The organism is Pseudomaricurvus alkylphenolicus (assembly GCF_011683955.1).
In the GTDB taxonomy this organism is placed as follows: Bacteria; Pseudomonadota; Gammaproteobacteria; order Pseudomonadales; family Cellvibrionaceae; genus Pseudomaricurvus; species Pseudomaricurvus alkylphenolicus.
This window is the reverse complement of record NZ_JAAQPI010000011.1, coordinates 221452-235284: the sequence shown is the minus strand read 5'-3', so window position 1 is coordinate 235284 and position 13833 is coordinate 221452. Positions and strand designations below refer to the sequence as shown.

Genomic DNA, 13833 nt, shown 5'->3' with positions numbered 1-13833 from the left:
ACAAATTCAAGCTAGAGTGGCTCGATAACACATTCCGCGGGTGCTATACCCATCAGAACGTGCAATTAACGGAGCAAGCGATGAACCCCTATATCCCATCTGACTTCAAAATGACCGGTCTTGACGCCCTGCAAACACTGGAGGCGACACCGCTGGGTGAACGCGGCCTGCCCGCCAGCACCTACCAACTCCTGAGCGAAGCGGCCGAACGTCACGGAGACAAAATCGCACTGCGTTTCCTGCTGCAGGGACTCGCCGACGAAGATGGCATCACCTACAGCTATCGCGAATTTTTGCAGCGCATCACCCAGACGGCCAACGCCTTCCACCAGTTGGGCATCAACAGCGACGACACCGTAGCCATGCTGCTGCCCAACCTGCCCCAGGCCTACTTCACCATCTGGGGCGCCGAAGCCGCCGGCATCTTCAACCCGATCAACCCGCTGCTCGAAGTCGAACACATCGCTGCTATCCTCAATGAGGTCCATTGCCCCGTCCTGGTCACCCTGGCCCCCATGGCAGGTACCGAACTCTGGGCCAAAGCTCAACAAATCAAGGCACGGGTACCGTCGCTGAAAACCATCGTTGCCGTAGATCTTGCCAACTTCCTCGGCGACGACATGAAAGCCCTGGTCACCGCCGACCGCGAAGACTACCTCAACGACAACGTACTCGACTTCGACCAACTCATTGGCGGCCAAAACAGCGATGGACTGGACAGCGGACGAATCATCGACAGCGAAGACATCGCTTCCTACTTCCACACCGGCGGCACCACCGGTACCCCCAAACTGGCACCACACACGCACGCCAACGAAGTTGCCAGCACCTTCCAGATCAACACCGCCACCTCCATGAACGGCGACATCGTCACCCTCGTTGGCCTGCCGCTATTCCACGTTAACGCTGTGTTCACCGGACTCTCCACTTGGCTGGGCGGCGGCGAACTGTTACTGGCCACACCCCAGGGCTACCGAACCCCGGCGCTGATGGAAAACTTCTGGGCCATCGTCGAAAAACACCGAGTGGGCGTCTTCAGCGCCGTACCCACCATCCTCAGCGGGCTGCTCAACTTTCCCACCGAAGACTACGACCTGTCCTCCCTGCAATTCGCTATCTGCGGCGCCGCGCCGCTGGCCACCGAACTGGCCCGACAATTTGAAGACCAGACCGGCCTGGTACTACTGGAAGGTTACGGTCAGACCGAGGGCACTTGCGCCAGTACCATCAGTCCCCGCTTTGGCGACCGCCGCATCGGCTCCGTCGGCGTAAACCTGCCCTATCTGCAAGTGCGCATTGTCGAAGTCGACGAAAAAACCGGTCTGGCTGTACGCGACTGCGACACCAATGAAGCCGGCGTCATCGCCATCAAAGGTCCCAACGTCTTCAAAGGCTACAAACAGAAACACCAAAACCAGGGCCAATGGGTTGACGATGGCTGGTTCAACACCGGCGACCTCGGCCGCCTCGACGCCGACGGCTACCTGTCGCTCACCGGCCGCAGCAAAGACCTGATCATCCGCGGCGGCCACAACATCGACCCCCAAATGATCGAAGAAGCCCTGTTCGAACACGACGCCGTGGCCGACGTCGCCGCCATCGGCAAACCTGACGCCCGCGTCGGCGAACTGCCCATCGCCTACATCCAGCTCAAACCCGGCGCCACCGCCACTGTGGAAGAACTGCTCGCCTTCGCGGCCGAACACATCTCCGAACGTGCCGCCGTCCCCAAAGAAATCCATATCGTCGATGCCATGCCACTCACCGCCGTCGGCAAAATCTTCAAACCCGACCTGCGCAACGACACCGTGGAAACACTGGTTAAAGAGGAAATGGCCAAGCTCGGATTGGAAATCGCAGAACTATCTGTTGAAGTGGACAAAAAATACGGCCAGTTCGTAAAACTCAAAGTGGCAAACAACGCCGACCAAACCCAAGCATCCGAATGCCTGGGCCAATTTGCATTCAAAACTGAGATTTCTGCCTAACCTCACCCACTCACATCGAACGAATGCCCCTAATGCCCTAATGGTCGTACTCCAATGTTTGGTAGGTGGCTGGGGGTTTCGTTTTCGGCGCATTAAAGAGCGCGCTGAACGAGTAAAAGAGACCGGCGTTTTTTGCCGGGCTCTTTTGGGAGAGAAGGCACCCGGGACGGGCGCGCGACAGCGCCGAAAACGGAACCCCCAGCCGCCTTGGCACAATGCCCTCAGCAACCCTGGCACGAACATCCCACCCCTACTGACACACCCTGTCAGCCCCCTCCCCTATGCTTACCCAAGTCCGGACAACACTCCTCAACACAACCCGACACAAGGAACACAAGCATGGAAAAGACAACCGTAGAAATGGTCTCCTACCGCCTCAAAGACGGCGTTACCGAAACAGACCTCAACGCCACCCACGACCAGGTCAACAACTTCCTCAAGGCACAAGACGGTTTCTACTACCGCTCACTCAGTCAGGGAAAAAATGGACTGTGGTACGACCTCGTCTTTTGGCAAAATATGGAATGCGCCAAAGCCGCCGGCGATGCTTTTATGAAAAGCCCCGCCGGCCAGAGCCTCATCGCGCTGACCGACATGGAAAGCGTCAACATGCAACACATGGAAGTCGCCACAGAAGCCATGACCGGCAACTGCGAAGAAGCAGCCATGTAATTATTACTCTACTGTATTAAACGAAAAAGCGGTGGCGGACAAGGAAACACAACCATGCAGAAAGCCGAACGACTCTTCCAACTCATGACGCTACTGCGCAGCCGCCGCCGCGCCATCACCGCTGAATCCCTGGCACAACTGATGAACGTGTCAGAGCGCACCATCTATCGGGATATGCAAACCCTGACCCTGTCTGGCGTACCCATCGAAGGCGAAGCCGGTGTCGGCTACCGGCTCAAACCCGGCTTCAGCCTGCCGCCCCTGATGTTCGACGAACAAGAACTCGAAGCGCTGCTACTCGGAGTCAGAATGGTGCAGGCCTGGAGTGACGAGGCCCTCGGCAGCGCCGCCGACAGCGTACTCAACAAAATCCGCGCAGTACTGCCAGACCGGCTTCACCACCTGCATACCTCCAGAGAAGAGTGGCTGCAAGTACCTGATATTTACCAACAGCAAAGCGCACCCTTCAGCGCCGACATACGGGCCTCCATCAAACACCAGAACAAACTGCGTATCGACTACACCCGCGAAGACGGCGAACACTCCAGCCGGACACTGTGGCCACTGGGCCTGTTCTATTGGGGACGCACCTGGACCCTGGTGGCCTGGTGCGAAGAGCGCAACGACTACCGCATGTTTCGCCTGGATCGGATCAACACACTAGAGACGCTGGAAGAAACATTCGAAAACCGGGCCGACCGCAGCCTGCAGCACTACATGTCGATGGTCTGCCCGGACCAATAATCAGGCGGTAATCACGTACTTCAGAATCTCCACCACCTGCGCAGGTGTTTTCGCCCACGCCATGGCTTGTGCATCCACCTCTTTGAGAGGGTGAATAATAGCTTCATCATGCAAAGTCACATAGGGCTTGCCCAGCGCCGCGCAATAACCCGCATCAAATGCCGCATTCCACTGCTTGTATTTGTCACCAAAGCGCACCACCACCAGATCGGCTTTTTCGATCATGGTTTTGGTGCGAATCAGATTAACCTTGGAAGACTGGTGATCGCGCCAGAAACCATTGTCATTGGGCATCAGATGATCACCGGCCGCATCCGAAGCATCGTGATCAGTGACTGCGGAAGAAAAGCTGACATCCAGCCCGGCCTCACGACAACCCTGCTCAATCTGGTCACGCCAGTCTGTGTGGATCTCTCCGGAAAGATAAACGTTCCAGCTCATACTCGATACTCCCGTTAACAATTAAATTACTGCTTGAGGCTGTGGTCCGCGACAAACGGATTGGTCTTGCGCTCCTGCCCAAATGTGGAGGTTGGCCCGTGCCCCGGAATAAACTGGACATCATCCCCCAATGGCCAGAGCTCACGCCGAATCGACTTGATCAGAGTGTCGTAGTCACCCTTTGGAAAGTCCGTGCGACCTATCGAGCCCTGGAACAAGACATCACCGACCATGGCCACCTGGCTGGGGCGATGAAAGAGAATCACATGACCCGGAGTATGGCCGGGACAGTGACGCACCTCCAACACCTCTTCACCGACAGTCACCGTATCGCCCCCCTGCAGCCAGCGGGTTGGTTCAAATACGTCGGTGGGTGGAAAGTTCATCATCTGTGCCTGCTGAGGCAGCATATCGATCCAGAACTGATCCTCTCGGTGCGGCCCCTCAATCGGCAGCCCCAGTCGCTTGGCCAGCTCCGCCACGCCGCCCACGTGATCCAGGTGAGCGTGTGTCACCAGGATCTTCTCCAGCTCCACGCCATGCTCTGCAATGGCCTGCTCAATGCGCTCCAAATCCCCACCGGGATCCACCACTGCGGCCTTATTGGTGGCTTCACACCACAACAGGGTGCAGTTTTGCTGGTAGGGGGTTACGGGAATCACCTGGAACTTCATGGAGTTGTCTCGCGCTGGCTTCTGGGCAAAAAACGGCGAGAAGGATACCACAGGCGTACGGGTGTACGCCAAAGTGGTAGTACTCTTTTAAGGAGTACTAACCTCGCATCATATACATGATCAGCTGTACCACCGCCAGCAACATACACAGAGGCAGTATCCAGCGGCTGAGAGAACTGACTTCCTCCTCTGCATGAGGCTTGCCAAAGCGCTCCAGCAACGGCACTGCAATCATCAGCGCCAGAAACAGACCACCCAATATCCATAATAACGTCATGGTTTCACCTCGTTGCCGGTCAACAGCCAACCCGCATTTAACATAGCTTTTACGTTTTCACCCCGCTCGCTACTGTTGCCTCACGAGGTCGTTGGCTACACTGCAGAAATATCAATATGGAACAAGGAAAGCAAGCCAATGAAACCCATGATAACCCTATCTGCCGTGCTTATCCTCAGCACCGCCCTGGCCGGTTGCAGTCAGGAGCAAGAGAACACCTCTTCCAGCGCCTCCAGCGGCACTGATGAAGCCAAATCCATGCTAGAGCAGACACGGGATAATGCTCAAAACATGGTGCAAGACGCCACAGACAAGGCCAAGGCCATGGCCGCAGATGCCAGAAGTCAGGCTGAAGCAGCAGCATCCAAAGCCGTTGACCAAGCCCAGGAGATGGCCGCAGACGCCGGGGACGCCGCTGAGGAATTGAGCGAGCGCGCCAAAAGCGAAATTGGCGATGCCGTGGAAGCCACGGAAAGCGAAGTGGAATCACAAATGGACAAGGCCAAGGATGCACTTGGCGATTTTGGCAAATAAAACACACCCTATGGCACGGCTTCAGTGAATTGACGTTGCCCGTGCCAATGCCATACCAATCGCTACCCCGGCCTGAGGCAGAGGCAGCAGCGCCACAAAGAATGGCCACTGGATGTCTCAAGCGTGGACGCCATAAGGCTATTGAGGGGCGCTGGTGTCGACTACCCGCCAGGGAGGAAAACGGCGATTCTCCCCCGCCCAATAGAGTTTGATCTTGTTGCCGTCTGGATCCTTAAGCACCGCTTCACGCCACAAATAACTCATATCCTTCGGCATCTGCTCAAACTCGACGCCCTTTGCAACCAATCGGTCAACCCAGTCATCAAGATGCTCTTCCTCGAAGTAAATGACCGTACCGCTGTTGAACGACGCTTCACTCAGAGACAGTGAAAAGGTAGCCGCGCCCCCGTCCGGGCATTCAAACCGCGCATAATGAGGGGTGTCGACGATCAACGTGAAACCGAGGTGCCGATAAAACTCGACGGCGCGCCGCATATCGGTAACCGGCAATGTGACTTGGTTGAGATTCATCCCAAACTCCTTGAACTGAAATGCACTTGCGCGCCTCAGAGTGCGTTCAGTACGTGCAGTTCACAACTGAGGCGTTTGTCTCCATTCAGACTGTTGGCAATAAAGCAGGTCTGTTCGGCCTTTTCAACCAATCGGCGAGCCTTTTCTGGCTGGGCAGTATCAGGGATGGTCAGAACCACCTCGGAGAGAATCTCGGTAAATCGGTTCAACCCATCCACCCTATCGAGAGTGCCACGGGTTCGGCATTCGATGTTGACCCAAGCCAGACTGGAGGTACGGGCGATGGCTTTAAAGGAGAGAATCAGACAGCTGGAGAGTGATGCCATCAGCAACTCCTCCGGCGACCACTGATTGCCCGGACCATCGAATTGGACCGGGGGCGCCAATTCTATCTTCGGCAGGTCACCGGTGCCGCCTATGGGGCCGCTCTCCGGTGTGGCGGAAAAAGAGACTTGATAGTGATGTGGCATGGGTTCCATAGCGCTTCTCCCCGGGGCGTTGTCTTACACTGGATAATACTTCCAGATTAAAACACCCCGGTACCCATGCCCTGCTGATTTGAATCAACAAAGTTGATTCGATTGTTTTAGATCGACTACCCCAAACGCTAGGTGAAGGTTGTTGATCAGACGCCGGTATCCGCCAGGTTACCCTTTTCTTCCAACCAGGTCTTGCGATCCGCCGCGCGCTTTTTACCCAGCAGCATATCCAGAATCTGGTTGGTGTCATCACCTGGCTCCACCTGCAGCTGCACCAGGCGGCGGGTGTCCGGATCCATAGTGGTTTCGCGCAACTGCATAGGATTCATTTCACCCAAACCCTTAAAGCGTTGCACACCCACCTTACCCTTTTTCTTCTCCGCTTTGATACGGTCAAGTACGCCTTCTTTTTCTGCCTCATCAAGCGCGTAAAAAACTTCTTTGCCGACATCAATTCGATAAAGCGGCGGCATGGCCACGTACACATGGCCGGCCATCACCATGGGACGGAAATGACGAACAAACAGTGCACAAATCAGCGTGGCAATATGCAGGCCATCCGAATCCGCATCCGCCAGAATACAGATTTTGTGATAACGCAGGTTTTCCAGATTATCACTTCCGGGGTCCACCCCCAGAGCAACCGAAATATCGTGAATTTCCTGAGAACTGAGCACCTCACCACTCTCCACTTCCCAGCTGTTGAGAATCTTACCGCGCAACGGCAGGATTGCCTGGAATTCACGATCGCGAGCCTGTTTGGCCGACCCGCCCGCAGAGTCCCCTTCCACCAGGAACAGTTCACCGCGCTCCGGTTCGCCCGACGAACAGTCGGCCAATTTACCCGGCAGTGCGGGCCCTTGGGTGACTTTTTTACGGGCGACTTTTTTGCTGGAGCGAACCCGCTTTTGGGCGTTGCTGATGCAGAACTCAGCCAGCTTGTCGCCCTCTTCCGTGTGCTGATTGAGCCACAAGCTGAAAGCGTCCTTGGCCACGCCCGAGACAAATGCTGCCGCTTCGCGGGAAGACAGGCGCTCTTTGGTTTGACCGGAGAATTGCGGATCGGCCAGTTTGGACGACAGCACATAACAACAGTTGGCCCAAATATCGTCCGGTGCCAGTTTGACGCCTCGGGGCAACAGATTGCGGAATTCGCAATACTCGCGCAAGGCCTCCAACAATCCGGTACGCAATCCGTTAACGTGAGTACCACCCTGCGCTGTGGGGATCAGGTTTACGTAACTTTCCTGGGTTAGCTCACCACCTTCCGGCAGCCATTGAACCGCCCAATCAGCCGCCTCGGTTTCACCGGCAAAGGATCCGATAAACGGGGTGGCAGGCAGACTTTCCCACCCATTGGTGGCCGCGCTAAGATAATCCTTAAGACCATCCTCGTAGTACCACTCGTCAGTTTCGCCGCTGAGCTCATCGCGAAATACAACCTTTAAACCGGGGCACAACACGGCCTTGGCTCGCAGCACATGCCGCAACCGGGAAACGGAAAACTTATGAGAGTCAAAGTACTGCGGGTCGGGCAGAAAACGAACGCTGGTACCGGTAGTGCGTTTGCCGCAGCTATCAATCACCTGCAGGTCACTGGCTTTGTCGCCGTCCCGAAAGCCGATGCGATGCACCTTGCCATCCCGGCGGATAGTTACCTCCAAGGCCTTGGACAGTGCATTCACCACAGACACGCCGACACCGTGCAAACCGCCTGAAAACTGGTAATTATCGTTAGAGAATTTTCCCCCTGCGTGCAGTGTGGACAGGATAACCTCTACGCCTGGCCGTCCCTGTTCGGGATGAATATCCACCGGCATACCCCGGCCGTCATCGCTACAGGTCAGTGACTGATCCTTGTGCAAGACCACCTCAATGTTTCTGGCGTGGCCCGCCAGGGCTTCATCGACACTGTTGTCGATCACTTCCTGAGCCAGGTGGTTGGGGCGGGTGGTCTCGGTATACATACCGGGACGCTTTTTGACCGGGTCCAGGCCCGTGAGTACTTCAATATCTTCTGCGGTATAGTTCGCCATACTGACTATCTTTTATACAACCTGGTAAAACGTGCTTATTATTGAACGAGGCGCCTGTTGTAACACAATAAACGCCCCGCGGGCACCCCATGAGCGGGGAATCAGGAGAAGAGAAACTCAATGATATCCGGCAGGTGCGATTGGTAGCCCTGAAATCCATGATCACCGCCTTCTTCAATGGTCTGGCGGCAGCCGGCAAAACGCTCTGCGGCATGGCGATAATCCAGCGTCTCATCTCCGGTTTGCGCTAGTAAGTAGTAGCGATCCAGGTGCTTGAGTTGCTGTGGATAAACCCGACGAAACTGCTCACCATGCTCCGCGGTCATAACGTAGACATCATCGTTGTGGTAGTTGCGTTGGGGCTCCCCGGCGACACGGTCAACCAGCGCGAACGGGCGCACCGAGGGATTGATCAACACAGCTCGGCAGTTGTCATAATTTTCCACCAGCCAGGTGGACCAGAATCCCCCCAATGAGCTGCCTATCAGCCCCACCTGCTCGCCATCAAGCTCTGCCATTATCTCTCTGAGCTGGCGCTCTGTCTCCAGGGGATAGGGGCTTAGGTAGGGGCACAGGTAACGGATTTCAGGGTGATGAGCGGGCAGCCACTGTTCTGTCAGCAGCGCCTTGTGCGACTGAGGGGAACTGAGAAAGCCGTGAATATATAGCAGAGTGGGCATGATTAACCTGTCAGCACGTAAAGGCCTGAAGTTTAATAACCCGAAGAAGCAAAGTCGATGCCGTAGGCTTTTTCCGCGATTCTCTCAACGCCGGTTTCAATCCGGCCATCCGGGTACAAATCAAACCAGCGATAGCCCGGCATAGTGTCGTCCAGGGCGAAGTCGACCATCCTGGGTTTGAACTGAATGCAGGTGGAAGGGGTCGCCCACAGTGGCACTTCGCCTCTGAGCCCCTCAAATGCCTGATGCACATGCCCCCAAACCAGGCCCTTTACCTGATCGTGGCGATCGATGATTTCCAACAGGGCCTCCGAGCTGCGAATCACATATTGATCAATCCAGGTACAACCCACTGGCACCGGCTGATGATGCACAAACACCAGTGCCGGTTTGGCGCAGCCTTGCAGACAGTCTTCCAGCCTTTGCAGTTCTTCGGGGGTAATATCGCCATGTTCGTGGCCGGGAACACTGGAATCGAGCAGGATCAGCTGCCAGTGTTCCAGTTCAATGTACTCCCGTTGAACGCGGTCAGAGGGAAAGCGGCGCATGACGGTATCGAGATCGTGGTTACCGGAGAGCCAGGCCAGGGGCAAAGGATAGTATTGTTGCATATAGCCCAGAAAGCGCTCGTAGGCATCTATATGGGCGTTACTGGTGATATCCCCGGTAGCAATCACATAGTCAGCCTTCTGCTCTCGCTGCTTGAGCCTCGACAGCACATCCAGCAGGCTCTCATCGGTATCCATACCCAATAACTGCTCCCCGGGGCGAGGGCCCAGGTGACAATCCGTTATCTGGATCAACCGCAATGGCTGAGAGGCTTTTTCTGAGTTAATGCTCTGCACTGTAAAAATCCGTCTTGCCGCCGTCACTACATCCGTTTGCGCCCTCTGGGCCAGATCCAACCGGGACCAGATCCTAATCAGGGCCAATTCCAAAACAGGGCTAAATATAGCCTGATTGCCTTTTAAAGTCCTGTAATACCAGCTTAACAGAACCCCCCTAACGACTTAAACCAGTCCGTTGGGGCCAATCGGCAGAAATCAGAACTCCGCCAATTCCCGCACCTGACCATTGGCGAGGCTATGAATCAGCCAGTCGCTCAGAAACTGATTGAACTGGGCCTTCTCGTCCTTCTGGTACATGTTGCGATTCGGATAATCATATCTGGGTTTGACCCGCTGGTGCTCGCGCCAGGCGATGACCTCGGCCATACGGGCATCATGGTAGAGCCTCACCTCTAACTTTGGCGAGCTGCCCCACTTTTCCAGTGCATCGCTCTGGCTCACTTCCAACATGGTGGTGTAACGGGCACGCTCCGTCACCTTCAAGCGTATATCCCAGGCCGAGCCACCAGATTGCACCTGATATTGCCAGTTATCCCGTTCATCCAGTTTTGGCATCAGTTTCAACAGCCGGGCGTAGTTGGCTTCGCAACAAGCCATCTGCTCCACCAGATTCACCTTATAGCGCCTCTGGTCTGCCGTTTTGCTGTGATTTCTGTCCGTATTCATTCTGATCTCGTGACACCAAAAAATCTGTTAACCGCGTCTCGGTTTGGCACTTTGCTCATTGAAATTTATCACCGAGGTGATACGGGCCAAAGCCCCTTCAAACCCGGGCTTCTGCAAAGTCTAGCCCATTGTCAGGCTGATTACGCCCTCGAAGCCGACTCACATCGTTTAAGCTGGGGCAGTTGTCGCCTGACACAACCGCGGGCGATTCATCTGCAGCCATTGCAGAGCAATCAATGTGGCCGCATTGTTGAAACGACCGCCATAAAGATGCTCAAACACCGCCGAAGCGGGCATCACCAACAGGCGAATATCCTCGCCCTCGTGATCCAGCCCACTGACAATACCGTCTTTGCCTTCTAGATCCACCAAAGCACAGTAAACGTGGAGTCGTTCATCGCATCCGCCAGGGCTGGCCAAATACTGGCATATGTACTCCAGCGACTGGGGTTGCAGGCCGGTCTCCTCCTGCATCTCGCGCCGCATCACATCGTCGCGCTCCTCGCCAGCCTCGATCATGCCGGCAACCACCTCCAAACACCAGGGCCCATTGGGGTCATCCAGCGCTCCCGGACGCGCCTGCTCCACCAGCCCTATCAGATCCCGCTGCGGATCATAGAGAACGGCTCCAACGGCCTCCCCCCGGTAAAGCACCTCGCGGCTCACCCTGCCACTCCAGCCGCCCTGGTAGCAACGGTGGCGGTAGTGGAGGCGTTCCATTCTAAAGAAACCCTGGTGCAGCTGTTCGCGCTCCAGCATTTCCAAATCGTCGCGGCCGAAAGCTGGCCTGAGAAAATCCTGAGTGTCGTGCATATCAGACTGTGTAAACTCTTTGTCGAATCTAGCGGGATGGCGGCATGCGCTGCAAAACCTGTCGCCACTGTGGGTTGTCCGGCTCCAGCTCTGCCAACCGCTGGGCATAATCCCGCGCCAGCGTCCATTGTCCCTGAGTCTGGGTGAGATTCAAGAGTGACAACAGCAGATTGCGGTGATTGGGCTGGTACTTCAAAGCCTGTTGCCACTGCACCAAAGCCTCCGTCGGTTGCTGCAAACGCTGCAGAATCAGCCCATAGAGATAACCGTAATGAGCGTTTTCAGGTTCCAGCTGTGCCGCCTTGCCAAGTGATTCGCGGGCGGCAGGATAATTTTGTTGTCGCACCTGAAGTAACCCCAGGGAATGGTGCAACGCTGCCACCTCCGGCAGCCGCTTCAGCCCTGCTACCAAGGTCTGCTCTGCCGCCGTTTCATCTTTTTGCTGTCGGTACCAGTCAGCCAGATTCAAGTAGGCACCGAGATGACTGTCATTGAAGGCCAGTGCCTGTTCATAGGCGGCTCTGGCCTTTTCGGGATGGCCCGTGGCCATTTGGTATAGACCGAGATTCATCTGTCCGTTGGGCGTATCCAGGTGCATCTGCAGCACCTGCCAATATTCCTGCAGCAGCAGCTGATGCTGCCTCTTGTCATTCTCGCTGAGTATGGCCGTGTCGATATCCAGAAGCTGACGCGCCAATTCCAGCCGCACTTGCTTGCTGGAGTCGCTTAATAGCGGTTTTAGTTCCTGCCAGCGCTGCTCTGGTGGCAGAGCAGCCAGTAGTCCAATGGCAGCCGTGCGCACCATCGCATCGCTATGGTTTAGTTGGGTTTGTGCCACCAGCAGACTGCGTTGATCCAGGTATCCACTCAGAGCATCAACCGCGGAAGCTTGCACCAGGGCCGGTATGCTATTGGACATCGCCAGTTTCATCAGTCGAGACTGCGCATCGGCGCTGCCACTGAGGGCCGGCACAAGATCGTCACTGAAGTGCCAGGCGCTGGTGCTTTTGTCTGATCCCTTGGTGTCTTTCAACCAGTGGCCAACCGCATCGGCCGCCCACTCAGCAGGCTTGTCATTATGACATTGAGTGCAGGCGTTGGGCGTGCCGTAGCGGACGCTGAGATCTGGCCTGGGTATTCGGAGGCTGTGATCGCGACGGGGATCCACCACCATGTAGGTGGTTTCCGGCATGTGGCAATTGGCACAGCTGGCGCCGTCCGAACCGACTGGGTGATGGTGATGATCCGGTGTGTCAAACCGCTGCGGGCTATGGCATTGGGCACAAACGCCATTGCCCGGCGCTCTCAATTCAAGGCTGTGGGGCTCGTGGCAGTTGCTGCACACCACCCCCTGCTGGTGCATCTTGCTCTGCAGAAATGAGCCTAGAACATAAACTTCATCGAGTATCTGACCATCGGCGTGATAGAGCGGCGCCTGTAACAGCTGCAAATTGTGTTTCTGATGGAATTCGCCGTCCTCATCCTGATCGGCCATCAGTGAGCGGCGGGCGTGGCAACTGCCGCATACCGACAGCTGGGGATGTTGCTGTTGCAATTGTTGCTGCAACTGCGTTGCCTGCGGGTTTATGGCCGTGGTCAGGCCCTGTTGATATAGCCAGTTACCCACGGGCTCCAAGGTGCGACTGAACCCCGTGCTGTTCTCCGCCAGTTGCCCGTTTTGAGCAAGCTTTAGATGTTCGCTGGCGGGACCGTGGCAGGCCTCGCAGCTTACATTAATCTCCGACCAACGAGTCTCGTAGCTGTTGGAGGCAGCATTGTAATTGCGCTCCAGATTGGTGGAGTGGCACTCAGCACAGCGACTGTTCCAGGTAAAGTAACTGCCGGTCCAATGCAGCGGATCATCGAAAGGTATCGCCTCATGCGGAAAAAGGTGAAACCAGCGCTGCCCGCCTTCAGCCTTGGGCCGCGAGTCCCAGCTGACACTCAGAGCCTGCAGCCGACCGTCACCAACCGGCAAAAGATATTGCTGCAAAGGATAAAAACCAAACGTGTAGGCGACTTCAAACGTTTGGGGCTCACCCTGAGCATTGTTGGTGGTCACCAGAAAACGATCCCCGTCCCGATGCAGACGGGTCATCTCACCGTAGTGCTCAAAGCTCACATCGTTAAAGTCCCCCAATACGGTGTTATCCGAGGCCGGCTGCATGGCCCAGTCGTGATGAGAGCCCTTCCACAGCTGGTATTCGCTATCGTGACAGCCTTTGCAGCTGCTATTACCGACGAAGGCAGGCGCGGCTGCAAACAGTTGACTTGACAGACACAGGCCTGCAAGCAACCACAAAAAGGCGGCGATTGGTTGAGAGGGCAATAACAACTTCACTGTTAACTGGGGTCCCGCAAAATGAGTGATAGGGTGGTATATGTCCACATCCGCCATTATGCCTCAAAGGCCAGGTTCGATGGTGGATTTACTCAAGTTCGCGACGCCC

The 13833-nt window shown here is 55.9% G+C and carries 15 protein-coding genes; 4 read left to right on the top strand and 11 right to left on the bottom strand.

Annotated elements, in window-relative coordinates; genetic code table 11:
* Positions 1–80: 80 nt before the first annotated feature.
* The 3 genes from HBA55_RS25010 to HBA55_RS25000 all read left to right on the top strand — a co-directional run bounded on the left by HBA55_RS25010 (position 81) and on the right by HBA55_RS25000 (position 3404).
* Positions 81–1988 carry an acyl-CoA synthetase gene (locus HBA55_RS25010; protein WP_166997044.1) on the top strand — a complete coding sequence of 636 codons (1908 nt, stop codon included), beginning with the start codon at positions 81–83 and terminating at the stop codon, positions 1986–1988.
* A 339-nt stretch (positions 1989–2327) separates the two neighbouring features.
* Positions 2328–2660: a hypothetical protein gene (locus tag HBA55_RS25005; protein ID WP_166997042.1), complete on the top strand. Its 333-nt coding sequence runs from the start codon at positions 2328–2330 to the stop codon at positions 2658–2660.
* A 54-nt stretch (positions 2661–2714) separates the two neighbouring features.
* Complete coding sequence (locus HBA55_RS25000) at positions 2715–3404, top strand: helix-turn-helix transcriptional regulator (protein ID WP_166997040.1); 690 nt, start codon at positions 2715–2717, stop codon at positions 3402–3404.
* Here the strand turns inward: HBA55_RS25000 and HBA55_RS24995 are convergent, their stop codons facing one another.
* The 3 genes from HBA55_RS24995 to HBA55_RS24985 all read right to left on the bottom strand — a co-directional run bounded on the left by HBA55_RS24995 (position 3405) and on the right by HBA55_RS24985 (position 4796).
* The gene (locus tag HBA55_RS24995; RefSeq protein ID WP_166997038.1) at positions 3405–3845 is read right to left on the bottom strand and encodes a YtoQ family protein; all 441 of its coding nucleotides are present in this window, start codon (positions 3843–3845) and stop codon (positions 3405–3407) included.
* A 26-nt stretch (positions 3846–3871) separates the two neighbouring features.
* Positions 3872–4519, bottom strand: coding sequence for an MBL fold metallo-hydrolase (locus HBA55_RS24990; RefSeq protein ID WP_166997244.1), 648 nt, complete (start codon positions 4517–4519; stop codon positions 3872–3874).
* 97 nt (positions 4520–4616) lie between these two features.
* Positions 4617–4796, bottom strand: a complete 180-nt coding sequence (locus HBA55_RS24985; RefSeq protein ID WP_166997036.1) for a hypothetical protein — start codon at positions 4794–4796, stop codon at positions 4617–4619.
* 138 nt (positions 4797–4934) lie between these two features.
* Between HBA55_RS24985 and HBA55_RS24980 the strand changes: the two genes are divergently transcribed.
* The gene (locus HBA55_RS24980; RefSeq protein ID WP_166997034.1) at positions 4935–5330 is read left to right on the top strand and encodes a hypothetical protein; all 396 of its coding nucleotides are present in this window, start codon (positions 4935–4937) and stop codon (positions 5328–5330) included.
* A gap of 138 nt (positions 5331–5468) precedes the next feature.
* Here HBA55_RS24980 and HBA55_RS24975 read toward each other — a convergent pair whose 3' ends face one another.
* The 8 genes from HBA55_RS24975 to HBA55_RS24940 all read right to left on the bottom strand — a co-directional run bounded on the left by HBA55_RS24975 (position 5469) and on the right by HBA55_RS24940 (position 13712).
* Positions 5469–5861, bottom strand: coding sequence for a VOC family protein (locus HBA55_RS24975; protein WP_166997032.1), 393 nt, complete (start codon positions 5859–5861; stop codon positions 5469–5471).
* Positions 5862–5896: 35 nt separating this feature from the next.
* Positions 5897–6340: an OsmC family protein gene (locus HBA55_RS24970; protein WP_166997030.1), complete on the bottom strand. Its 444-nt coding sequence runs from the start codon at positions 6338–6340 to the stop codon at positions 5897–5899.
* A gap of 146 nt (positions 6341–6486) precedes the next feature.
* Positions 6487–8376, bottom strand: coding sequence for a DNA topoisomerase IV subunit B (gene parE / locus HBA55_RS24965; RefSeq protein WP_166997028.1), 1890 nt, complete (start codon positions 8374–8376; stop codon positions 6487–6489).
* A gap of 101 nt (positions 8377–8477) precedes the next feature.
* Positions 8478–9056, bottom strand: coding sequence for a YqiA/YcfP family alpha/beta fold hydrolase (locus HBA55_RS24960; protein ID WP_166997026.1), 579 nt, complete (start codon positions 9054–9056; stop codon positions 8478–8480).
* A 32-nt stretch (positions 9057–9088) separates the two neighbouring features.
* Positions 9089–9901 carry a 3',5'-cyclic-AMP phosphodiesterase gene (gene cpdA, locus HBA55_RS24955; protein WP_338109455.1) on the bottom strand — a complete coding sequence of 271 codons (813 nt, stop codon included), beginning with the start codon at positions 9899–9901 and terminating at the stop codon, positions 9089–9091.
* A gap of 198 nt (positions 9902–10099) precedes the next feature.
* Positions 10100–10570 (bottom strand): DUF1249 domain-containing protein, encoded by a 471-nt coding sequence (locus tag HBA55_RS24950; RefSeq protein WP_240946274.1) that lies wholly within the window; start codon positions 10568–10570, stop codon positions 10100–10102.
* A 168-nt stretch (positions 10571–10738) separates the two neighbouring features.
* Positions 10739–11383 (bottom strand): NUDIX domain-containing protein, encoded by a 645-nt coding sequence (locus HBA55_RS24945; protein WP_166997024.1) that lies wholly within the window; start codon positions 11381–11383, stop codon positions 10739–10741.
* A gap of 28 nt (positions 11384–11411) precedes the next feature.
* Positions 11412–13712 carry a tetratricopeptide repeat protein gene (locus tag HBA55_RS24940; protein WP_166997022.1) on the bottom strand — a complete coding sequence of 767 codons (2301 nt, stop codon included), beginning with the start codon at positions 13710–13712 and terminating at the stop codon, positions 11412–11414.
* Positions 13713–13833: the final 121 nt, after the last annotated feature.